Source organism: Micromonospora sp. KC207 (genome assembly GCF_004348615.1).
Lineage (GTDB): Bacteria > Actinomycetota > Actinomycetes > Mycobacteriales > Micromonosporaceae > Micromonospora.
This window is the reverse complement of record NZ_SMKJ01000094.1, coordinates 1-21,134: the sequence shown is the minus strand read 5'-3', so window position 1 is coordinate 21,134 and position 21,134 is coordinate 1. Positions and strand designations below refer to the sequence as shown.

General features: G+C 73.2%; 21 protein-coding genes. 13 read left to right on the top strand and 8 right to left on the bottom strand.

Going from position 1 to position 21,134, the window contains the following annotated elements; genetic code table 11:
- Window positions 1-167: 167 nt before the first annotated feature.
- Window positions 168-959 carry a M15 family metallopeptidase gene (locus E1258_RS14370; RefSeq protein WP_132400724.1) on the bottom strand — a complete coding sequence of 264 codons (792 nt, stop codon included), beginning with the start codon at window positions 957-959 and terminating at the stop codon, window positions 168-170.
- Window positions 960-1,276: 317 nt separating this feature from the next.
- On the opposite strand from E1258_RS14370, the gene E1258_RS14365 reads away from it, so the two are divergent.
- Together E1258_RS14365 and E1258_RS14360 are read left to right on the top strand one after the other, a co-directional pair.
- On the top strand, window positions 1,277-1,918 hold the full coding sequence (locus tag E1258_RS14365) for a DUF6642 family protein (protein ID WP_132400721.1): 642 nt from the start codon (window positions 1,277-1,279) through the stop codon (window positions 1,916-1,918).
- A 23-nt stretch (window positions 1,919-1,941) separates the two neighbouring features.
- Entirely contained in the window at window positions 1,942-2,406 is a 465-nt protein-coding gene (locus tag E1258_RS14360; protein ID WP_132400718.1) for a PPOX class F420-dependent oxidoreductase, read from the top strand.
- A gap of 99 nt (window positions 2,407-2,505) precedes the next feature.
- On the opposite strand, the gene E1258_RS14355 is transcribed toward E1258_RS14360, so the two are convergent.
- Complete coding sequence (locus tag E1258_RS14355; protein WP_132400715.1) at window positions 2,506-3,150, bottom strand: NAD(P)-dependent oxidoreductase; 645 nt, start codon at window positions 3,148-3,150, stop codon at window positions 2,506-2,508.
- Window positions 3,151-3,391: 241 nt separating this feature from the next.
- Window positions 3,392-4,618, bottom strand: coding sequence for a serine hydrolase domain-containing protein (locus E1258_RS14350; protein ID WP_371688615.1), 1,227 nt, complete (start codon window positions 4,616-4,618; stop codon window positions 3,392-3,394).
- 73 nt (window positions 4,619-4,691) lie between these two features.
- Between E1258_RS14350 and E1258_RS14345 the strand changes: the two genes are divergently transcribed.
- From E1258_RS14345 to E1258_RS14330, 4 genes are all read left to right on the top strand, one after another.
- Window positions 4,692-5,285 carry a pentapeptide repeat-containing protein gene (locus E1258_RS14345; protein ID WP_132400709.1) on the top strand — a complete coding sequence of 198 codons (594 nt, stop codon included), beginning with the start codon at window positions 4,692-4,694 and terminating at the stop codon, window positions 5,283-5,285.
- Between the two features lie 383 nt (window positions 5,286-5,668).
- Window positions 5,669-6,601, top strand: a complete 933-nt coding sequence (locus E1258_RS14340) for a hypothetical protein (RefSeq protein WP_243715446.1) — start codon at window positions 5,669-5,671, stop codon at window positions 6,599-6,601.
- 162 nt (window positions 6,602-6,763) lie between these two features.
- The gene (locus tag E1258_RS14335; RefSeq protein WP_132400703.1) at window positions 6,764-7,099 is read left to right on the top strand and encodes a hypothetical protein; all 336 of its coding nucleotides are present in this window, start codon (window positions 6,764-6,766) and stop codon (window positions 7,097-7,099) included.
- A 499-nt stretch (window positions 7,100-7,598) separates the two neighbouring features.
- Window positions 7,599-7,880, top strand: coding sequence for an adhesin (locus E1258_RS14330; protein WP_007075017.1), 282 nt, complete (start codon window positions 7,599-7,601; stop codon window positions 7,878-7,880).
- Between the two features lie 56 nt (window positions 7,881-7,936).
- Here E1258_RS14330 and E1258_RS14325 read toward each other — a convergent pair whose 3' ends face one another.
- Complete coding sequence (locus tag E1258_RS14325; protein ID WP_132400700.1) at window positions 7,937-9,121, bottom strand: beta family protein; 1,185 nt, start codon at window positions 9,119-9,121, stop codon at window positions 7,937-7,939.
- Between the two features lie 88 nt (window positions 9,122-9,209).
- On the opposite strand from E1258_RS14325, the gene E1258_RS14320 reads away from it, so the two are divergent.
- The 4 genes from E1258_RS14320 (at window position 9,210) to E1258_RS14305 (ending at window position 13,368) form a co-directional block, all read left to right on the top strand.
- On the top strand, window positions 9,210-10,103 hold the full coding sequence (locus E1258_RS14320; RefSeq protein ID WP_132400697.1) for a sulfotransferase domain-containing protein: 894 nt from the start codon (window positions 9,210-9,212) through the stop codon (window positions 10,101-10,103).
- Between the two features lie 256 nt (window positions 10,104-10,359).
- Entirely contained in the window at window positions 10,360-10,758 is a 399-nt protein-coding gene (locus E1258_RS14315) for a hypothetical protein (RefSeq protein WP_132400694.1), read from the top strand.
- Window positions 10,759-11,108: 350 nt separating this feature from the next.
- On the top strand, window positions 11,109-11,501 hold the full coding sequence (locus tag E1258_RS14310) for a cupin domain-containing protein (RefSeq protein WP_132400691.1): 393 nt from the start codon (window positions 11,109-11,111) through the stop codon (window positions 11,499-11,501).
- Between the two features lie 82 nt (window positions 11,502-11,583).
- Complete coding sequence (locus tag E1258_RS14305) at window positions 11,584-13,368, top strand: glycoside hydrolase family 15 protein (RefSeq protein ID WP_132400688.1); 1,785 nt, start codon at window positions 11,584-11,586, stop codon at window positions 13,366-13,368.
- A gap of 121 nt (window positions 13,369-13,489) precedes the next feature.
- Here E1258_RS14305 and E1258_RS14300 read toward each other — a convergent pair whose 3' ends face one another.
- Window positions 13,490-13,663, bottom strand: coding sequence for a hypothetical protein (locus tag E1258_RS14300; RefSeq protein ID WP_243715445.1), 174 nt, complete (start codon window positions 13,661-13,663; stop codon window positions 13,490-13,492).
- Between the two features lie 30 nt (window positions 13,664-13,693).
- The gene (locus tag E1258_RS14295) at window positions 13,694-14,743 is read right to left on the bottom strand and encodes a DNA polymerase ligase N-terminal domain-containing protein (RefSeq protein WP_132400685.1); all 1,050 of its coding nucleotides are present in this window, start codon (window positions 14,741-14,743) and stop codon (window positions 13,694-13,696) included.
- 100 nt (window positions 14,744-14,843) lie between these two features.
- On the opposite strand from E1258_RS14295, the gene E1258_RS14290 reads away from it, so the two are divergent.
- Window positions 14,844-15,629, top strand: a complete 786-nt coding sequence (locus E1258_RS14290; protein WP_132400682.1) for an aldo/keto reductase — start codon at window positions 14,844-14,846, stop codon at window positions 15,627-15,629.
- 52 nt (window positions 15,630-15,681) lie between these two features.
- Here E1258_RS14290 and E1258_RS14285 read toward each other — a convergent pair whose 3' ends face one another.
- Window positions 15,682-16,791 carry a cellulose binding domain-containing protein gene (locus tag E1258_RS14285; RefSeq protein WP_132400679.1) on the bottom strand — a complete coding sequence of 370 codons (1,110 nt, stop codon included), beginning with the start codon at window positions 16,789-16,791 and terminating at the stop codon, window positions 15,682-15,684.
- Window positions 16,792-16,908: 117 nt separating this feature from the next.
- The gene (locus E1258_RS14280) at window positions 16,909-17,739 is read right to left on the bottom strand and encodes an IclR family transcriptional regulator (RefSeq protein ID WP_132400677.1); all 831 of its coding nucleotides are present in this window, start codon (window positions 17,737-17,739) and stop codon (window positions 16,909-16,911) included.
- Window positions 17,740-17,958: 219 nt separating this feature from the next.
- Between E1258_RS14280 and E1258_RS14275 the strand changes: the two genes are divergently transcribed.
- Window positions 17,959-19,065, top strand: a complete 1,107-nt coding sequence (locus tag E1258_RS14275; protein ID WP_132400727.1) for an FAD-dependent monooxygenase — start codon at window positions 17,959-17,961, stop codon at window positions 19,063-19,065.
- A gap of 140 nt (window positions 19,066-19,205) precedes the next feature.
- Window positions 19,206-20,963, top strand: a complete 1,758-nt coding sequence (ctaD, locus tag E1258_RS14270) for a cytochrome c oxidase subunit I (protein ID WP_132400675.1) — start codon at window positions 19,206-19,208, stop codon at window positions 20,961-20,963.
- The last annotated feature ends 171 nt before the right edge of the window (window positions 20,964-21,134 follow it).

The following is a 21,134-nucleotide window of genomic DNA, read 5'->3' as shown; positions in this document are numbered from 1 at the left end:
GTCCACCACCGCGCCGCGCTGGCCGCGGGCGAGCTGACGGGGGTACACGGTCCGTCCGCCGGCGCGAGGCCGCAGGTGTCGAAGCGGCGGAGCGCCGCCGACGCGGCCGGCCCGGCCGCGGGGTTTCCCCGCGGCCGGGCCGGCGCGTCCCGTCCGGTCCCCACCGGTCAGTCGTTGCCGGCGCCGATTCCGCAGTCCGGCGCGGACCAGGAGGTCGTGTTCGGAATCCCGTCGTCGTTGTTCTCCCGGCGGGAGTCGACGTGCACGTGGTCCTCGTGGTCGGGGTAGCCGGGGCCGTAGATGCCGCTGAACCCGTGGTCGCGGGCGTTTAGTGCCATGTCGCACAGGGACGACCCGCTGGGGGCCGCCAGGTCGGCGGCGTTGCCGTAGAGGTGCTGGCTGTTCGACGCGCCCCTGACCTGGCGGTTGCAGACCTCGCTGCGGAAGCCGCTGGTGACGCGCAGCGGCTCGTCGCCGAGGTCGCGCCGCAGCGCCTCCAGCTTCCACATGGCGCGCAGCGCGTTGTCCCTGGTCTCCGCGGACGACAGTGGTCCCCCGCTCCATCCGCCCCGGCCGCAGCCGTCGTCCATCTCGCTGTAGCTGAAGTGCGCGGGCGTGCAGTCGTCGTCCTGAAGCGCGTAGAGCTTCGTGTACGTCTGCGGTCCGGCGATCCCGTCGGCCGGCAGCCCGTACGCGGACTGGAAGCGCCTGACCGCTGCGGCGGTCTTCGGGCCGTAGTTGCCGTCGGTCTCCACGATGTCCCGCCTGCCGGCCCAACCGGCGACCCGGATCTGGAGTTGGCGGACGTCCTCGCCGGAACGGCCCTCGTAGAGATCCCGCGTCCACGTGTAGCAGCCGTCGGCGTGGGCCGCCGGGGCGGCGACCAGCGTGGCCACGGCGGCCCCCGGAAGCGTCAGCGCGAACGCGACGGCGGCCCGTCGCAAGGTTTCGGCACGCACAGAAGTCCTCCCGAAATGAGCGTCGATGGGGTGGGAGCGGGGCATCGACCGGGACGTCCCGTCCGTTCCACGGTCCCATTCCGCCGGCCGTTCGGAGGCAGATAACCGGAATTGTCCTCGCAATTGTTTGTACCTGAGCATGTGCTGGGAGAAGGCGCGGACCGTGTGCCGGTCAAGCGCATTCTTCGGGGCCCCGGCACAGTCTTTCGGGCATGGACGGCGCGGCACGGCGGAAACGTGACTTTGTGCCGACGGAGGGTGAGTGCCGGTGGCCGGGCGGCCGGCGGTAACGTCACCGGGGTCCGGGGAGGTGGCTGATGGCGCGTGGTGGTGTCTTCTGTGTCGAGGGGCAGTGGCACCGTGATCTCCACGAGCGCGGGTCGGTCCTGCCGACCCTGGAACTCCTCGAACGGCTGGGGAAGATCCGGTTCATCCACAAGGACGCGGCGACCCGCGACGAGTTGTTCTACTTTCTCGACCGCTGGCTGCTCAAGCAGTACGCCGACTACCGCGTGGGATTCTTCGCCATGCACGGCGAACCGAGCCGGCTCTGCCTCACCGACTGGGACTCGGTGGACCTCTCCGACGTCGCCGAGCGGATGGCCGGCCGCTGCGACGGCCGCCGGCTCTACTTCGGTAGCTGCTCGGTGCTGCGCGCCTCCGACGCCGCGCTGCGCGACTTCCTCGACGTGACCGGCGCGGCGCTGATCTGCGGGTTCACCCGGGAGGTCGACTGGGTGGAGTCGGCGGCCTTCGAGACCGTGCTGCTCGACGTGCTCGCCAACGGGCAGCGGCACAACGCCGCCGAGCTGCGGATGGGCTCGGCGCACTGGGCCCCGCTGGCGGCGTACCTGGGCTTCCGGGTGATCTACGCCAACGGCCGGGCCTGGCGGCCCACCGTCCGGCCCGGGGTTCCCGCCCAGCCGACGGGCGGGCGGAGCACCGCCCGTCCCCGCTGACGAAGTCACTGGTAGAAACGGGTATGGCACGCAGCATCGCGAGTAACACCCGGGTCGACCGGGCCGCCCTGATCGACTTCATCCGTCCCCGGCACCGGGTCCTGCTGATGACCACCCGGTCCGACGGCCGACCCCAGTCCTCCCCGGTCGCCTGCGGGGTGGACCCCGAGGGCCGGCTGGTGATCTCCACGTACCCGGAGCGGGCGAAGGCGCGCAACATCCGGCGGGACCCCCGCGTCTCGGCCTGTGTGCTCTCCGACGACTGGGACGGCCCCTGGGTGCAGGTCGACGGCACCGCCGAGGTGCTCGACCTGCCCGAGGCGCTGGAGCCGCTGGTGGAGTACTTCCGCAGCATCTCCGGCGAGCACCCGGACTGGGACGAGTACCGGGCGGCGATGGCCCGGCAGGGCAAGTCCCTGATCCGGGTCACCATCGACGACTGGGGCCCGATCGCCACCGGCGGCTTCCCGGCCCGCCTCGCCGACTGAGCACGCGCGGCCGGCCCGCCTCGCCGACCGAGCACGCGGCCGGGCCGGCGCGCACGGTTCGGGTCGGGGCGCAGCCCGGGTCGACCCGCGTGGTGCGGCTCAGTAGCCGGCGGTGAAGCGCATGTTCTCGAAGCGCGGCTGCTCGATCTCGTCGACGACGGCGACGGCCAGGTCCTCGTAGCTCAGCACCGCGCGCCCCCGCTCGTCGGTCACCGGCTCGTCGGTGCCCGTGCGGTAGCGGCCGGTGCGCTCACCGGGGTGGAACTCCAGCGGCGGCGGGGAGACGTACGTCCACCTCACCCCGTCGGCCGCCGAGCGGTACCAGGCCAGGGCGTCGGCCTGGCCCAGCGCGGAGTCGCGGTACTCCTCGGGGAAGTCCGGCTCCTCCACAAACGGGGTGCCGCTCGGCGTCAGCAGGGTCGCCCCACCGCCGACGTGGATGATCCGGGGTGGGTTCGGTACGTCCCGCAGCACCGTGACGAGGTTCTCCGCCGCGGTCCGCCACAGCGCCCGGTCCTCGCCACCGCCGACGGCGACAACCATGGCGTCCGCGGTCGGGGCCAGCTCCCGCACGCTGCGCGCCGAGGTCACGTCCCCGGTGACCAGGTCAACCCCGGCCGGCAGGTAACTGGTCGCCTCCGGGCGGCGGACCGCCGCGGTCACCCGGTGGCCCCGGTTCACCGCCTCGGCGGTGATCCGCGAACCCGCCGTGCCCCCGGCACCGAACACCACGATGTTGCTCATGGCCCACTGCCTCCGCCTCCCGCTTCGCGCCCGTCGCGCGGCCGTCACCGCCCGACCTCCCGGGCCGGGGTCGCTCGCATCCCGGGCCGGGAGTCGCTCGAACCCAGGCTAGGAGCCGACCGAGCCCGGCGGTGCCGTTCCCGCGATTCCGCGTGGTGCCGTTCCCGCCATTGCGCGCGGCCCGCTTCCGCTGATTCCGCGTCGGGCCCGTGCATGGTGCCGTTTCCGCGGCGTGGCCGGCTCAGTCGATCAGGGCGGAGTAGACGAGCTGGCGTAGCTGGGGGCGCAGCGGGTGGGTGCTCGACGGCATGAGCTGGGTGAACAGCAGGGCGGTGAGTTCCTCCACCGGGTCCACCCAGAACGCCGTGCTGGCCATGCCGCCCCAGTAGTACTCACCGACGCTGCTCGGCACCCGGGACGGGACCGGGTCCTGCACCACGGCGAAGCCGAGGCCGAAGCCGATGCCGTCGAGGACCGTCTCGGCGAAGCCCGTCGGAGAGAACGAGGCCAGGTCGCGGCCGTCGGGCAGGTGGTTGCGGGTCATGAAGCGCACCGTCCGGGGACCGAGCAGGCGTACGCCGTCCAGTTCCCCGCCACGCAGCAGGAACTGGGTGAACCGGTGGTAGTCCGCGGCGGTGGAGACCAGCCCGCCGCCGCCGGAGAGGAAGTCCGGCTCGGCCAGCGCGAGCCGGCCGAACGCGTCGGCGCGGGTCGCCCGCCCGGTCACGGCGTGCGAGAGGTACAGGGCGGCGAGCCGCTTGGCGTCCGCCTCCTCGACCCACCAGCCGGTGTCGGTCATGCCCAGCGGCCGGAAGATCCGCTCGGCGAGGAAATCGTCGAGCCGCCGCCCGGAGACCACCTCGATCAGCCGGCCGAGCACGTCGGTGGAGACCCCGTAGTTCCAGCCCGTGCCGGGCTGGAACAGCAGCGGCAGCCCGGCCAGCCTCCGGCTGGCGGCGGCCAGGTCGGCCCCGACGGGCACGCCGAGGTCGAAGCCCGCCGCCCGGTACAGGCCGTCGACGACGGAGACCTGGGCGAAGCCGTACGTCAGGCCGGACATGTGGGTCAGCAGGTGCCAGATCCGGATCGGCTCGACCGCCGGCACCGTGTACGGCTTCGTCAGCGGGCCCTTGTCGTAGACCCGGACGTCGGCGAACTCGGGCAGCCAGCGGTCGATCGGGTCGGTGAGCTCGAACCGGCCCTCCTCCCACAGCATCATCGCCGCGACGGAGGTGACCGGTTTGGTCATCGAGTAGATGCGCCAGAGGGTGTCCGGTTCGACGGGGAGGCCGGCTTCCCGGTCGCGCATCCCGTAGGTGGCGGAGTGGGCGATCTCGCCCCGGCGGGTCACGACGATCTGCCAGCCAGCGAGCCGACCGTCGTCGACGTACCTGCCGAAGTGCTCGTCGATCCGCGCCAGCCGGGCGGGGTCGAAGCCGATGCGGTCGGGTTCGGTGCGCAGTGCCACGCTCACCCGCCGAACGTACTAGCCGGTACGCGGTGCGCGGAAGACGTCGGTGGGCCACCGCTAGGCTGGCCGGGTGCCGGAGCCGACCGAGGACGCGACCTTCCGCCACGACGACTGGTACGCCGAGGACCTGGCCGACCGGCACTTCGTGCGCTGCGAGTTCTTTCACGTCGACCTGACCGAGGCGGTCAGCCGGGGCGCGGTCTTCACCGAGTGCGTCTTCGGCAACGTCGCGTTCAACGCCTCCCGGCACGCCGACTCGGCCTTCACCCGCTGCGTCTTCAAGCGGTGCAACCTGTTCGAGGCCGAGTTCACCGGCTGCAAGCTGGTCGGCAGCAGCTTCGAGCAGTGCGGCCTGCGTCCGCTGCGGGTCGTGGGCGGCGACTGGTCGTTCGCGGCGCTACCCGGTGCCGACCTGCGTGGGGTGTGCCTCACCGACGTGCGGATGCGCGAGGTGGATCTGACCGGCGCGGATCTGACGGGCGCCACGGTCACCGGCGTCGACCTCGCCGGTGCGCTGTTGCACGGCTCCCTGCTGTCCCGCGCCGACCTGCGCGGCAGCGACCTGTCGGCGCTCGACCCGACCGTGGTGCAGCGCGCCGGCGCGCTGATCGACGCCGAGCAGGCGGTGCAGCTGGCCCGGGCCCTCGGCTTCCAGGTCGGCTGACCGGCGGCTCAACCGACCCCGACCCGGTTCGTGGATTTCGCCGCTTTCGCGCTCAACGTGACCTCCAGTACGCTCAGCGCAGCCGGCGGCGCCTCACCGCCTCGGCACGTCGCGGTGTGCCCTGCCAGGGTTGCGCCGCGACGTCGGCGCCCGCCCGGCTGACCCCGCCGACGTTGCCGCGCCCGTCCGGTGAGCCGGCCCGTGGCGCGCTGCCCGATCGCCGGTGAGCTGGTCGTGCGCGGTTTCCTGCCGGGCGGTAACGAAGTGGAAACGCCGGGCGGGCACTTCTGGCGTCCGGCCGGGGGTGGTGTCAACGTGATACGGCTCACGCCGGCGAGCGGCGGCCGCCGGGACCGGAACACCGGGTGGGGAGTGGAGGCCAGGTGGCGCAGGAAGACCTCACGCGGGGCATCGGCCCTGGTAAACGGGGGCCGGGCGGGCCGCTGCGCCGTGCCGAGGAGTTGGCCGATGGTCGGACCCGATTGGAGCAGCGCCGGATGGCCCGCGCCCGGCAGCGCCGGCGGTGGGCGGTCGAGGGGTTGACGGTGTTCGCCTGCCTCGTCGCGTTCGGGACGTACATCGGCACGAAGGGCGACCCGGCCACCGGGCCGGACGACGTGCTGCCCGCGCCCGCCGGGCGGCCCAGCGGCGGGCTCCCGGTGGCGGACCGGCCGGGCTTGCCCGCCGACGCGGCCACGCCCGGCCTGCGTCCCCGCCAGCGGACCCCGACCCCGTCGCCATCGGTGCGGAGCCCGACTGCGCCGCAGCCGACGGCGTTCCATCTCGACATCGCCCAGGCCGACGTACCGGCCGACGTCGACCTGACCGCGGCGGGCACCCGGGACTGGGTCCACTGGGGACTGCGCGGCGCCGGCTCGACGGTGCGCAAGCGCGACGGTTCGGGGGAGATCCTGGACGAGGGCGGCCACGGCGACCGGGTCGGCCACGATGTCAGCCCGGAGACGTTCAGCTGGCGCGACGGTGCGCCCGTGTCGTCGGCCACGTCGACCACGACCGGCGTCTCCGCCTGCGGCGTCGGCAGCGGCTTCACGCTCGCCGTCGACGGTGACGGCGCAGCCCGCACCCTGCGCCTCTACGCCGGCTTGTGGATGGCCCGCGCCCGGCTGGAGGCGCGGCTTTCCACCGGCGGCGCGGCGACGGTCCGCCGGCTGGAGGACCCGCACACCACCCACACCGCCGAGTTCACCGTGCGGTATCGGGCTCCCAAGGGGGCGAAGCTGCTGCTCACCTGGACCGTCGAGGCCACGTTCGGTGGCTGCGGCAACGTGAACCTCCAGGCCGTGGCATTGCGCTGAGCGGGGCCGGCCGGTGCCCCGGGCGCGTCCGCCGCCCCGTGGACGGGCGCCGGGCGGGCGGCCCTACCCGCCGGTCGGGACAGTTTGTCCGTCGTGCCGCCTCCGGCCGGTCGTAGGTTCTCCGCTGACCCGGTCCATCCGTCCCCTGTGGAGGTTTGTCCGATGAGCAGCACCACCACCCCCCGTACCGTCCGTCCCGCCGTCTCCCCCGGTGCCGGCGAGGATTCCGGGGAGGGGCTCCGGGACATCCCGCTGCCGCCGTACGTCACGGGGGAGGACGCCCAGTTCGCGGTCCGGGCGGTCGTCGTGCACGCGCCCCGGCGCTGGTCCGGCGGGACGGTCTGCCGCAACGACGCCAACCCGCACCCCTGTCGGCTGCACCGCTGGGGTCGGCGGGTGCTCGCCCTGCGGGGCCTGCGGGCCGCCGAGATCGACCTGCTGATCGAGCGGGGCGACCCGGCCGCCACGGTCCACCCGCCGCACCGCCTCGATGCCTGACGCGCCCACCGGGATGCCCGGTGGCCCGGTCCCCTTCCTCCGCACCCGGAAGGGGCCCGGGCCGGTCCGACAGGTGGCCGCCTCCGCCCAGGAACACCCCATCCCCTCGGGCGGGCACGGGGCTCCGGCACCACGGTGCACGCGCTGATGCTGCCATGGAGGATTCTGCCGGGAAACCCCGCCGGGCGAAGGTTTGTGCCGGATTCGGACCCAAGGCCGCCCTCGTGGCACCGCTTGTCGTGCCTTCTCGCGTCGCCCATGGCCTCAGCGTAGGGAGCATCCGGGCAGCTCGGAGCAGGTTCTGGCGCACGGTTGAGTTGATGTTTGTCTATTTGACGGATGCAATCCCAGCGGGCACGGTGGGGGAAGGGGCCCGCGTGAAGTGGCCCCGTTCCGCCGGGTGAGGGCCCTGCCGTCACCCGAGCTGCCCCGTGTGATCGTCTGCGGGCTGAGTCCGGTCTGCGCCGACCGCGAACCGAGAATCCACGAGGAGTGCGCCATGCTGACCATGACCGACAACGCCATACTGGTGATCCGCGACCTGGCCGCTCAGGAGGACGTCGCCGAGGGCGGCGGCCTGCGCATCGCCGCCGACGCCGACGCCGGCTCCCTCACCATCGAGCTGGTGCCCCAGCCGGTCCAGGGCGACCAGGTGGTGGACCACCAGGGCGCCCGGATCTTCCTCGACTCCGACGCCGCCGACCTGCTCACCGACACCTCGGTCGACGCCACCGTCGACGACGAGGGCATCGTGCAGTTCGGCTTCACCGAGCAGCAGTAGCCATCCTCGCCGGTCGCGCCGCGGTCATCCCGCTCAGCCGGCTCGCCCCGCGGTGCTCAGCCGGCTCGCCCCGCCTCGCCGTCCCAGCGTGGCCGGGCGGGCCGGCCGCGTTCCGGTCCCGCCTGCCATCCGGCACCGCGGCGCTCGCCGCCGTGCCGCGCCCAGTCCCGGCGCTCCCCGAGCGGCCATCCACCGGGCCGGTGTCCCCGGGTTGGCTGTTTCCCGGCCTCGTCCTGGCCGGCCGGCTGCTGGAGCTGGCGCAGCACGTGCGCAAGGTGGTGCGAGGTGCTCCAGGCCGCCCAGTTCGTCGTCGAGCCGGCCCCGGCTACCCGCCGGGCCCGGCGCAGGATCTCGTGGTCGCCCCAGGAGAAGGATGCGCCGTCAGCCGGCCAGTGCGCCGCCGAGACCAGCGTCCGGCACAGGTCGGCCACCCGCTCGTCGCCCCGGCCGCCCCGGCGGGACCAGCGGTAGAGCCACCACGCGCTGTCGGTCGTGTAGCGGACGGTGGGCAGCCGGTCCCCGGCCGCATCCCCGCCGGGCACCGCGCAGCCGACCGCGTAGTCGCCGTACCGGACGCCGAGGTCGGCCAGCCGTCGCCAGAGCAGCCAGTCCCAGCGTTCCAGGCGCACCGGCTCGTCGGTCGGATATCCGGACAGTGTCGGCGGCAGCCCGCCGGCGGCCACCGTCACCGCCCGCCAGGCGTGCCGCCGTGCCCAGCCCACCAGCCGCCGGACGCGCGGCTCAGCCAGCCGGACGTCCGCCGGGCAGCAGACGTCTCCGGCGTCGACGAGGAGTTCGCACTGCTCCGGTACGAGCCGGGTGAGCCGCCAGATCCGTTCCACCGCGGCCGTCGTCGCGTCCGGGCCCGCCCGGTCGCTGCCGACCCGCAGCCGCACCACCAGCCGCCCGGCGTACACCCGGGCCGCCAGGCCGTGCGCGGCCAGCCGCGTGTCGCTGTCCGCGAGCCCGGCCACCGGCACCAGCGGTACGTTCCACCGCGCCAGTTCGGTGTCGGCCCCGTCGGGCAGCGCGGTCACGTCGACCGCCGGCAGCAACCCGGGCGGAAGGCGGGCGATCGACTCCGCGACGGCATCGTCCACCATGGACACGTCGAGCACGGGAGCGAGCCTGGCCGCCGCAGAGCTGTCCAGGTGGCGGAGCGCTGCCAGCTCGCCCCGGCGGCAGGCGAGGATGGGGTGGTAGACCGGAACCGCCGCCCGGCCCACGTGGGCGGGCACCATACTCTAATGTAGCCAGACGTCGCCGCTCGTCCCAGAGCTTGCGGCAAATGCCGGGCGTCCAGCCAGGCCCCGCTCGTACGATCCCCGGATGCCCGACGCACCCTTCCGCTACCGGTCGTCCGACGAGGACAGCGCCCGCTGGACCGGCTTCCCGTACCGCGACGGGGACATCGTCATCAGCACCCGGTCCAAGAGCGGCACCACCTGGATGCAGATGATCTGCGCCCTGCTGGTGTTCGGCACGCCCGACCTGCCGGCTCCGCTGTCGCGGCTCTCGCCCTGGCTGGACTGGCTGGCGGAACCCCGCGACGAGGTGTACGCCCGGCTCGCCGCCCAGTCGCACCGCCGGTTCGTCAAGACCCACACCCCGCTCGACGGGGTGCCGCTGGACGACCGGGCTCACTACGTGGTGGTGGCCCGGCACCCGCTGGACATGGCGGTCTCGCTCTGGCACCAGAGCGGCAACCTCGACCGGGCGCGGATGGCCGAGCTGACCGGTCACCCCGCCCCGGCGGGGCCGCCCGCCCCGCGTACCCCACTGGTGGAATCGCTGCGGCGCTGGGTGGGCCGCGAGGCCGACCCGCGCGCGGAGCTGGACTCGCTCCAGGGGGTGCTGTGGCACCTGGGCGACGCCTGGAACCGCCGCGACCGGCCCAACGTGACCCTGGTGCACTACGACGACCTGGTTGCGGACCTGGCGGGGCAGATGCGCGCCCTGGCCGACCGGCTCGGCGTCGAGGTGCCCGCCCCGCGCTGGCCCGAACTGGTCGAGGCCGCCACCTTCGACCGGATGCGTGAGCGGGCGGATCTCCTGGTCCCGGACCCGGCGGGCGTGCTGAGGGACCGGCACGCCTTCTTCCGGCGGGGCCGGTCCGGGCAGGGGCGGGAACTGCTCGACGGGGCGACGCTGGCCCGCTACCGGGCGCGGACCGCTGCCCTCGCCCCACCGGACCTGCTCGCCTGGCTGCACCGGGGCCGCTGAGCCGGCCGGAATGGCCGCGAGGCGGCCCGAGTCCGTGATCGGACAGTGTCTCCGCAGCTCAGGCGCGTGATCAAATAGTCGATTGTCCATGATTGGACATTCGTGGGGGGTGTCTGGCGGTGGGGAGGGCGGATTAGTGTTTGCCTAGCAAAAGGTATTGATCAGGTTGAAACACCAATTCGCCTCTGATCACTACTTTTTCATCACATCCCTCTATTTGGTCGCCCGCCACCGGGCGGCCGCGAAGGAGCGCATCATGTCCGAGTCCAAGCAGCTCGCCGACCAGCCCGTCGCCAGCCCCGAGGCCGTCGCCGCGGCGGCCGCGCTGGCCGTCCCCGCCACGCTCTACGGAATGCCCCCCACCGCGCAGCTCTTCTTCGCGGTGGTCAACTCCAACGGCTCACTGGTCCGCGGCTTCGGCACGGCCTCGTCGAGCCGCCTCGGTGTCGGGATCTATGAGGTCGTCTTCTCCCACGATCTGACCCGGTCCGCGTACATCGGGACCATCGGCCTGCCCGGCAGCGTCGGCGCCTCGCCCAGCGGCGAGATCGCCGTCGTCGGTCGCGCCGGTGTGCCCAACGGTGTCTTCGTCCAGACGTTCGACTCGACGGGGGCACCCGCCGACCGGGCGTTCCACCTGGCCATCGCGTCCTGACCCCGCACCGACGCCCCGCTGAACCCGGCCCCTGTCGCAGCCCGCGGCGGGGGCCGGTCGGTGTCCACTCCGCGCGGGCCGGCTTCCCGCCCGGAAACGCCGGCTTCCCGCCCGGAAACGAGCGCACGGCGCCGCCGCGACCCGAAGGTCGTAACGTCGCCGCGCTTCGGCCGTCTCCCACCACCGCAGCCGTGCGGCGGTACGCCGGCGGGGACCTGGCCCGACCGGCCGGGCGCGCCGGTCGAGGCCTCGATGCCCGGTCCGGACGGGCTCAAACCTCGGATCAGTGGGAAACTCCACGATCCGTCATTCCCGGCGTGACGCGGGGCGGGACCGGGTATGTGCGGGCCATGGAACATTTCACGATCGCGACCGTCGCCGAGAAGAGCCCGGATTTCCGGCGGGTGCTGTGGACCGGTGAGCACACCCAACTGGTGATCATGACGATCCCGCCGGGCGGCGAGATCGGCGAGGAAATCCACGAGGGCATCGACCAGATCCTCACCTTCGTCAGCGGCACCGGCGAGGCCCGGGTCGCCGGCGAGAAGAAGGAGGTCGCCCAGGGCGACCTGGTGGTGGTGCCGGCCGGCACGAAGCACAACTTCGTCAACACCGGCCCCAACCCACTGGTGCTCTACACCGTGTACGGCCCGCCCGAGCACGCCGACCAGGCCGTCCACCACACCAAGGAGGAGGCAGACGCGGCGGAGGCGGCCGGCGAGGACGAGCCGCCGACCTCCTGAGCGCGCCGCGGCTCCCGGCGGCCCGACGCCGGGTCGTGACCCGCCGCTGACTGATCCGGCCCGGCGCGGGTACCCCCGCCGGGTGGAACAGCCGCCGATCTCCGACTACGCGTTCCTGTCCGACTGCCGCTCCGGCGCGCTGGTGGGCCGGGACGGTTCGATCGATTGGTGGTGCCCGGACCGGTTCGACGGGACCGCCGTCCTCGGTCGGCTGCTGGATCCGGCGGCGGGATACTGGCGGCTTGCCCCGCTTGGGCCGTCACGGGTGCAGCGGGCGTACCGGCCGGACACGCTGGTGCTGCGCACCGTCCACCACACGCCCACGGGCAGCGTCGCGGTCACCGACGCCCTCGCTGCCGAGGTCGGCGCGCGCGGTCACGAACTGGGGATGAACTCCCCGGCCGTGCTGCTCCGGGTGGTCGAGGGGCTCACCGGCCGGGTCCGGATGGGTCTGGACCTCGCGCCGCGACCGGAGCACGGGTTGCTCACGCCGTACCTGCACGAACAGGCCGACGGCAGCGTCCTGGCCTCCGCCGGGCCGGTCGTCTTGGTGCTGGGCGGCACCGGCCCGGCCCTGCGCGCAGACCGCGACCGGGTCCGGCAGGAGTTCGCGGTCGCGGCCGGTCAGACCGTCGGCTTCACCCTGGCGTACGCCCCGACGTACGGCGACCAGCCGGTGCGCCTCGATCCGGTCGCCGCGCTCGACGACACGATCCGGGCGTGGGAGGCGTTCCGCGAGTCGCACCACTACGACGGCCGGTACGCCCCCCAGGTCCGGCACAGCGCGGTGGTGCTCACCGGCCTCACGTACGCCCGCAGCGGCGCGGTCGCCGCGGCGCTGACCACGTCGCTGCCGGAGCGCGTCGGCGGCGACCGCAACTACGACTACCGTTTCTCCTGGCTGCGCGACTTCTCGATGACGATGCGCGCCCTGTGGGTGGCGGCCTGCCCGGAGGAGGCGTCCCGGCTGTTCGCCTGGGCGGCCCGCTCGATCGGCCGCGTCGGCGAGGCGCCGGTGCCCGTGCTGTTCGGCCTGGAGGGGGAGCGGGACCTCTCCGAGCACGACTGCCCCCACCTGCGCGGGTACGCCGACAGCCGGCCGGTCCGGGTGGGCAACGACGCCTGGCGGCAGCGCCAGCTCGACGTGCCGGGCGAGGTGATCTCGGCGGTCTGGCGGCTGCACGACCAGCTCGGCGACGCACTCGACGAGGAGCTGCGGGAGATGGTGGTCGGCCTCGCCGAACAGGTCGCCGCGACCTGGCGGCTGCCGGACCGGGGAATGTGGGAGACCCGCGAGACCGAGCGGCACTACCTGTCGTCCAAGGTGCTCTGCTGGGTGGCGCTGGACCGGGCGGTGGCGCTGGCCCCCCGGCTCGGGGAGCGGGCCGACCCGCGCCGCTGGGCGGCGATCCGCGACGAGATCCGTGCGACCGTGCTCCGGGAGGGCTGGAACGAGCGGGTCGGCGCGTACACCGGGGCCTTCGGCTCGGCGGAGCTGGACGCCTCGGCGCTGTTCCTGCCGGTGGTGGGTTTCCTCGACGCGGGCGATGACCGGATGCGCGCCACCATCGCGATGGTCGAGCACGAGCTGGGTGCCGGCGACGGGCTGGTCCGGCGCTGGTCCACGGATCCCGCCGGTTTCCTGCTCTGCTCGTTCTGGCTGGTGGAGTGCCTGGAACTGGCCGGCGAGCGGGACCGGGCCCGGCGGCTGTTCGAGCGGGTCCTCGGCCACGCCAACGACGTGGGTCTGCTCCCCGAGCAGATCGACCCTTGCACGGGCGCCCACCTCGGCAACACGCCGCAGGCGCTGTCGCACATCGGGCTGATCAATTCCGCGTGGCGGCTCACCGACCCGACGACGGCCTGACCGGGCTGGCGTTGTTGGCAGGGGCCCTGCTCTACCGGATGCGTCGACAAGGGGCTCTTCCTTCGGCGGGGCGGTCAGGACACGACCGGGACCGCCGAGACGTCCACCGTCTCGGGATACTTCAGACCGTACGCCACGGTGCGCGCGTCGGTCCACGGCCGCGCCCGGTCCTCCCCGCCGGCGCCGCGAGGTCGTAGCGGGCCAGCAGCGGCGAGCCGCAGCCGCAGAGGTTCTGCGGCTGCGTGGCCGGATACGCCCGGCCGCAGCGCGGGCACTCCAGGTGCGTCAGGTACACGATGCCTCCTTCCGCTTCGGCTCGGGCCTCTCAGGTCGCGTCGATGCTCAGCCAGCGGCGGCTGCGCCGCCCCGGTTCGTACACCGAGTCCAGCCGCTTGGCCACCACCCCGGGCAGCCCCTGCTCGCGGGCCGCCCGCAGGGCCTCCGCCCCGGTGCCGGGGAACCACGGCGGCGTCTGCCAGTGCGCGCCGGCCAGGGCCAGGCCGTCGAGCAGTTCCCGGCGTCGCGCGTACGGCAGGTCGGTGCTCGGCGCGCCCTCCAGCCAGAGCAGGTCGACCAGCAGGTACTGCCCCGCCGGGTCGGACCGCCGGCCGCCGCCGGGCCGGGCGGGGCGTACCCGGCCGCGCCGGTCGATGTCGACCAGCACGCCGTCCAGGACCGCCTCCGTCGGCGCCAGCTCCTCGGCCAGTTCCCGCAGCCAGGGGTACGCCCCGGTGACGTCCTCGCCCGAGTCGGCGAGCAGCCGCAGCCGGCCGCCGGAGACGTACGCCACCGCCCGGAGGCCGTCCCAGCGCGGCTCGTACCCCCAGTCGGCGGTGTCGCGCGGCAGCCCGGCGGCCCGGGTGGGGCGCATGGGGCGGACCAGCTCGGGCATGCTGCTCCAGCCCGGCGGGGCGGGGTCGGTGCGGCGGACCATCCAGTCCCGCCCGCCCGTGGCGAACAGCACGTACCGGCCGGCGGTGCGCCGCCCGTCGAGCACCACGACCACCTCGTCGTCGCGCCACTTCTCGCAGCGGTACGTCCCGGCATCATGGATGATCATTTTTCCGCCGCCGTACTCGCCGGCCGGGATCTCGCCGTGGAAGTCGAGGTACTCCATCGGGTGGTCCTCGGTGTGCACAGCCAGGTGGTTGCGGCCCGGCTCCCGGGGCAGGCCGCGCGGCACGGCCCAGGAGGCGAGCACCCCCTCGTGCTCCAGCCGCAGGTCCCAGTGCAGCCGGCGGGCGTGGTGCTGCTGGATCACGAACCGGGCCCCCCGCCCGTCGCCCCTGCCCCGGCGCGGGGGCCGCTGCGGCACCGGCTCGGGGGTCCGCTTCGCGTCCCGCCGGCGGCGGTACTCCTCCAGGCGGTCGGCCACACCCGCATTCTCCGTCGAACCGGGCCCACGCGCAGGCCGGCGCGATGGACGGCCGCGCCCGGGTGGCATGGCCGGCCGGATCAGGGGTAGAACAGCGGCCATGGACCCCCTCGACCAGCCCACCGTAGGGCTCCCCGGTGACGTGCGGATGCCGCTGCTCGGCTTCGGCACCTGGCAGGCCACCGGCGAGGCCGGATACGCGGCGGTGCTCGCGGCCCTCGACGCCGGCTACCGGCACATCGACACCGCCGCCATGTACGGCAACGAGGCGGAGGTGGGGAGGGCGATCCGGGACAGCGGCCTGCGCCGGGAGGACGTCTTCGTCACCACGAAGCTGCCGCCGGAGCGGGTGGGGCGGGAGCGCGAGACGATCGAGGCCAGCCTGCGCGCCCTCGGCATGGACCACGTCGACCTCTGGCTGATCCACTGGCCGCCGTCCGCGCCCTCGGACAGCATCCCGATGTGGCGGGAGCTGCTCGCCGCGCGGGACGAGAACCTGGCCCGCGCGGTCGGGGTGAGCAACTACGGCACCGCGCAGATCGACGAGCTGATCCAGGCCACCGAGGAGAACCCGGCGGTCAACCAGATCCGCTGGGGGCCGTCGCTGTACGACCGGCAGCGGCACGCCGAGCACCGGAACCGGGGCGTCGTGCTGGAGGGGTACAGCCCGTTCAAGACCACCGACCTGGCCGACCCGGTGCTGACCCGGATCGCCGCCGCGCACGACGTGTCGCCGGCCCAGGTGGTGCTGCGCTGGCACATCGATCACGAGATCGTGGTGATCCCGAAGTCGGTCACCCCGGAGCGGATCCGCGTCAACGCCGACGTCTGGCACTTCTCGCTGACCGCCGGGGAGATGCGCGACATCGACGCCCTCGCCGGCTGACCCGGCCGGCAACATGGGGTGCGGCCCGCCGGGCCGCACCCCACTTCCGCGTTCAGGAACGGGTGCAGGACTGGCCGTTGAGGGTGAAGCTGGTCGGCGACGAGTACGTGCCGCTCAGCGAGCCCTGGTAGCCGAAGCTGACCGTGGCGCCCGGAGCGATCGTGCCGTTGTGGCTGATGTTGCGCGCCGTCACGGCGGATCCGCTCTGGGTCACGGTGGCGTTCCACGCGCTGGTGATCTGCTGCCCGGCCGGCAGGTTGTAGGTCATCGTCCAGCCGTTGATCGTCGACGAGCCCGTGTTGGTGACCTGCACGTCGGCGGTGAAGCCGTTGTTCCACGAGTTCGACGTGTACTTCACCGCGCAGCCGCCGGTGCCGCCGGGCGGGGGAGTGGTCGGCGGGGTGCCGGTGTTGACGCTCTGCGAGAAGTTCGTCACGGCCAGTCCGGCGCCGCCCTGCCAGGGCTCGAAACCGGCCTGGATGCTGGTCAGGTACCAGGAGTTGGTGATCGCCCCGCGGTTGCGGGTGTCGTTGATGAAGTGCAGCACGTCGAAGCTCAGACTGGGGATCGCCGACGACGCGACGTAGGAGATCACGTTGTTGCCGCCGTTGTTGCCGCGCCAGACCTCCCAGCTCCGGCCGGCGATGTTGGCGGTGCCCACCGGGGAGCCGATCGGCTGGATGGGGCCCTGCCGGTTGAGCCAGATCATGATCTCCATCTGGTTCACCCCGTCCCGCTTCGGGCTCGGGTCGAGCCAGATGTCGTACGAGGCGTTGTAGATGGCCCCGCTGACGTAGCGGTAGTTGATGCTGCTGGGGGCGCTGCTGATCTGACTGACCTGCACCGGCAGGTTGGTCCCGGGCGAGCAGTTCGTGTAGTGGCAGCCGACGAAGATCGACGGGTACGCGGTCGGCGCGCCGTTGGTGGGGCTGCTGCCGTTCTGGGTGGTGATCTCGAAGCCCGTGCTGGTGGCGTTGATGCACTGCTGGGCGGTGGTGCCCCAACGGTTGTTCTGCACGACGTACTTGCCGCCGATGACCGTCGAGCCGTACTGCTCGCAGATGAGGGTGTCGGCGGAGGCGGGGCCGCCGAGGGCGACGGCGGCGATCGAGCCGGCCGCGAGGAGGCCGACGGCCGCGAGGGCGCGGAGTGGACGCTTCATGATGCTCCTTGACTGCGACGGCGAAACGCCGGACGGGCCTGGGGGGTGCGGTGCGGGAGCGCTCCCACGCTCAAGCGATACATTTACATGTTTGAAAAGATCCCGCAAACGAACCGGTTAAGTTGCCGGGAGGTGAGCGTTCGGCCCGTCGAACGGCGGTCGCGTGTCGCCGGCCAGCAGGGGCTGCCCCGTGCTCACCCGACCGGCCGCCTCGACCAGTGCGTCGGCCATCCGCGCCCGGGTCTGTGGCCCCAACCGGGTGACCGGCGCGCAGAGCGCGATCGCCTCCGTCGCCGGGCGGTGCAGCGGCACCGCCACCGCGACCGCGGCCAGCCCCGGGTCGCACTCCTGTGCCTCCGCCGCCCAGCCCCGCGCGCGCACCGCCGCCAGCTCGGCGCGCAGCCACGCCGGCCCGGTCACCGTGCTCTCCGTCCGGGCCGGCAGTGGCCAGCTCAGCAGCCGGTCCACCGCGTCGTCCGGCCGCTGCGCCAGCAGCGCCCGCCCGGCCGCCGTGGCGTGCGCCGGCAGGCGGCAGCCGATCGGGTGGTACGCGCGCAGCGCGTGCGGCGACTCCCGCCGGGCCAGCAGCACCACCGACCCGCCGTCCAGCCGGAACAACTGGGCGGTCTCGGCGAACCGGGCCGCCAGCCGGTCGAGTACGCCGCCCAACAGGCCCACCGCCCCGTCGAGGCCCAGGTACGCCGCGCCGACCTCGAGGGCCCGGACGCCGAGCGCGAACCGGGCGCCGCCGTCGTCCGTCTCCACCCAGCCCCGGGCGAGCAGGGTGCGCAGGAGCGCGTGCAGGCTGCTCTTGGGGATGCCGAGCGCCCGGCTCAGCTCGCCCAGCGGGCGCGGGCCACCGCCGGCCGCGAGCGCCTCCAGCACGTCAAGCGTGCGGCCGGCGGACTTCACCGCCCGGTGCGCGTCGGCCGCCGTCACGCCGAACATTTTAGTGGGCGTCGATGAATTGGGCCACTCGTGGAACGCTGTTCAACATCCGGAACAACTTTTCCGCCGGGCCGGACCAGCGGTCGGTGCCCCTCCAGCGGTCGACGCGACCCGTCCAGGAGTGACCCGCCCGAGACGAACGGCCCTGGCGTGCCTCGATCGCACCGAGTAGTGTCTTGCCTCCAACGCGTGCCGCACCCCCCGGAGGCGTACACCACGATGGGTGGCTCCCCCCTGCGCATCCTCATCGTCGGCGCGGGCATCGCCGGTCTGGCTGTGGCCCGGGCACTGCGGAGGGTGGGTCTCCGGCCCGACGTGACCGAGCGACTGCCGGCGTCGGCCCTCGCCGACACCGGCCTCTACCTGCCCGGCAACGCGGCCCGCGCGCTGCGCGGGCTGGACCTCGACGGCCCGGTGCGTCCCCTCGGGCGGATCATCCGCCGGCAGTGCTTCCTCGACGCCGCCGGCGCACCGCTCTGCGAGGTCGACCTGGACTCTTTGTGGGCGGGCGTCGGCGAGTGCCGCGCGCTGCCCTGGTCCGAGCTGCACCGGGTGCTCCTCACCGGTGCCGGCGGGGAGGTCCGCCACGGCGTCGAGGTGCGAGAGGTCGAGCTGCTGCCGGCCGCCGTCGGCATCACCTTCGCCGACGGCGCCACCGCCGAGTACGACCTGGTGATCGGCGCGGACGGCCCCCGCTCGGCCGTCCGCGCCCTGGCCGCGCTCGGCGGGGCGCCCCGGCCCGCCGGACACGTCGTGTACCGCGGCGTCGTCCGGGGCGGCCCGCCGGTCGCCGAGTGGACCGCGCTGCTCGGCCAGCGGGCCGGCTTCCTCCTGGTGCCGCTCGGGGCGGGCCGGCTCTACTGCTACGCCGACGAGGCGGGCACCACGCCGCCCGCCGACCCCCTCGCGCGGCTGGCAGAGCTGTTCGGCTCGTACGCCGGGCCGGTGCCCGAGGTGCTCGACGCGCTGGAACAGGTGCACGTCGGCATCGCCGAGGAGGTCGAGTTGGGGCGGTGGTCCCGGGGGCGGGTGCTGCTCGTCGGCGACGCCGCGCACGTGACCGCGCCGACCCTGTCGCAGGGCACGGCCATGGCGCTGGAGGACGCCGTGGTGCTGGCCGAGTCGCTGACCTCCACCGACACCGTCGAGGCGGCCCTCGTCGCGTACGAGAGCCGCCGCCGCCCGCGTACCCGATGGGTGCGCGACCGGACCCGGGACCGCAACCGCACGCGGGACGTGCCGCCGGCGCTGCGCGACCCGTTGTTGCGCGGGCGCGGCGGACAGATCTTCGGCGCGCACTACCGGATGTTGGTCGACCCGGCGTGAGCGCCGGGCGGGTCGGGGCGTGATCGTAGCCGCCCACCCCACGCAGCACCCCCACCTGCCGGGGACTATCCTCCTTGCGGATGACGGCTCGCAGACAACCAGGCGCGCCGAGCGGGACAACCCAGAACCGGAGGCCATTCGTGACCACCGTCGCACCCAAGCCGGTCGTGACCCGGCCCTGGCCGGTCCGAGAGCCGGTCAAGGGGTCGGCACTCGCGCGGCTGCTGCGCACCACGGACGCGAAGCAGATCGGGATCATGTACATGGTCACCGCGTTCGCGTTCTTCATGATCGGCGGCCTGATGGCGCTGGTCATGCGGGCCGAGCTGGCCCGCCCCGGGCTGCAGTTCCTGTCGCCGGAGCAGTACAACCAGCTGTTCACGATGCACGGCACGATCATGCTGCTGTTCTTCGCGACGCCGATCGTGTTCGCCTTCGCGAACTACGTGGTGCCGCTCCAGATCGGCGCGCCGGACGTGTCGTTCCCCCGGCTGAACGCCTTCGCGTACTGGCTCTACCTGTTCGGCGGCACGATGGCGACCGCCGGCTTCATCACCCCGGGTGGCGCCGCCGACTTCGGCTGGACCGCGTACACCCCGCTGAGCACCGCCGAGCACTCGCCGGGTGTCGGCGCCAACATGTGGGTCGTCGGCCTGGCCGTCTCCGGTCTGGGCACCATCCTCGGCGCGGTCAACCTGATCACCACGATCCTGACCCTGCGCGCCCCCGGCATGACCATGTTCCGGATGCCGATCTTCACCTGGAACATGCTGGTCACCAGCCTGCTGGCCATCCTGGTCTTCCCGCTGCTCGCCGCGGCGCTCTTCGCGCTCGCCGCGGACCGGCTGCTCGGCGCCCACGTGTACGATCCGGCCACCGGCGGGCCGATGCTCTGGCAGCACCTGTTCTGGTTCTTCGGTCACCCCGAGGTGTACATCATCGCGCTGCCGTTCTTCGGCATCATCACCGAGATCATCCCGGTCTTCTCCCGCAAGCCGATCTTCGGTTACAAGGGCCTGGTCGCCGCGACCATCGCCATCGCCGCGCTGTCGATGAGCGTGTGGGCGCACCACATGTTCGCCACCGGCCAGGTGCTGCTGCCGTTCTTCAGCTTCCTGAGCTACCTGATCGCCGTGCCGACCGGCATGAAGTTCTTCAACTGGATCGGCACCATGTGGCGGGGGCAGATCACCTTCGAGACGCCGATGCTCTTCGCGGTCGGCTTCCTGGTGACCTTCCTCTTCGGTGGCCTCACCGGTGTGCTGCTGGCCAGCCCGCCGCTCGACTTCCATCTGCACGACAACTACTTCGTGGTGGCGCACTTCCACTACGTGCTCTTCGGCACCATCGTGTTCGCGGTCTTCGGCGGCATCTACTTCTGGTTTCCGAAGATGTTCGGCCGGATGCTCGACGAGCGGCTGGGCAAGATCCACTTCTGGCTCACGATGATCGGCTTCCACACCACGTTCCTGGTGCAGCACTGGCTCGGCGCCGAGGGCATGCCGCGTCGGTACGCCGACTACCTGCCCGTCGACGGTTTCACCACGCTCAACATGATCTCCACGGTCGGCGCGTTCATCACCGGTATCTCGACCCTGCCGTTCATCTGGAACTGCTGGAAGTCGTACAAGACCGGCCCGGTGGTCGAGGTCGACGACCCGTGGGGTCACGGCAACTCGCTGGAATGGGCGACCAGCTCGCCGCCCCCGCTGCGCAACTTCGACCGGATGCCCCGGATCCGCTCCGAGCGGCCCGCGTTCGACGCGAAGTTCCCCGAGCTGGCCGCCGGCCAGAGCCTCGCCGGCCCGCCCGAGGGTGGCTCCAAGCCACTGACCAGCGAGTCCGACAACGGTGCCAGTTACCAGGAGGACACCGCGGGCAACCTCGACCAGCGCTGACCCACCGGTCGATCCGTACGACGGGCACCGCACCCCCACCGGGGCGTGGTGCCCGTCGCCGTCCAGCCCCACCGCGCCCGCCCCGGCCGGGCCCCAGGCAATGGGTTGCCCTGAGCCCGTCAGTCGGCCCCAACCCCCACCTCGCGCCCCGCAGACGCCGCGCTCGGTGGG

Coding starts and splice junctions, on each gene's coding strand:
- E1258_RS14365 (WP_132400721.1), top strand. CDS start 1,277: ATGGCGCGTGGTGGTGTCTTCTGTGTCGAGGGGCAGTGGCACCGTGAT.
- E1258_RS14360 (WP_132400718.1), top strand. CDS start 1,942: ATGGCACGCAGCATCGCGAGTAACACCCGGGTCGACCGGGCCGCCCTG.
- E1258_RS14355 (WP_132400715.1), bottom strand. CDS start 3,150: ATGAGCAACATCGTGGTGTTCGGTGCCGGGGGCACGGCGGGTTCGCGG.
- E1258_RS14335 (WP_132400703.1), top strand. CDS start 6,764: ATGAGCAGCACCACCACCCCCCGTACCGTCCGTCCCGCCGTCTCCCCC.
- E1258_RS14330 (WP_007075017.1), top strand. CDS start 7,599: ATGCTGACCATGACCGACAACGCCATACTGGTGATCCGCGACCTGGCC.
- E1258_RS14325 (WP_132400700.1), bottom strand. CDS start 9,121: ATGGTGCCCGCCCACGTGGGCCGGGCGGCGGTTCCGGTCTACCACCCC.
- E1258_RS14320 (WP_132400697.1), top strand. CDS start 9,210: ATGCCCGACGCACCCTTCCGCTACCGGTCGTCCGACGAGGACAGCGCC.
- E1258_RS14315 (WP_132400694.1), top strand. CDS start 10,360: ATGTCCGAGTCCAAGCAGCTCGCCGACCAGCCCGTCGCCAGCCCCGAG.
- E1258_RS14310 (WP_132400691.1), top strand. CDS start 11,109: ATGGAACATTTCACGATCGCGACCGTCGCCGAGAAGAGCCCGGATTTC.
- E1258_RS14290 (WP_132400682.1), top strand. CDS start 14,844: ATGGACCCCCTCGACCAGCCCACCGTAGGGCTCCCCGGTGACGTGCGG.
- E1258_RS14285 (WP_132400679.1), bottom strand. CDS start 16,791: ATGAAGCGTCCACTCCGCGCCCTCGCGGCCGTCGGCCTCCTCGCGGCC.
- E1258_RS14280 (WP_132400677.1), bottom strand. CDS start 17,739: ATGTTCGGCGTGACGGCGGCCGACGCGCACCGGGCGGTGAAGTCCGCC.
- E1258_RS14275 (WP_132400727.1), top strand. CDS start 17,959: ATGGGTGGCTCCCCCCTGCGCATCCTCATCGTCGGCGCGGGCATCGCC.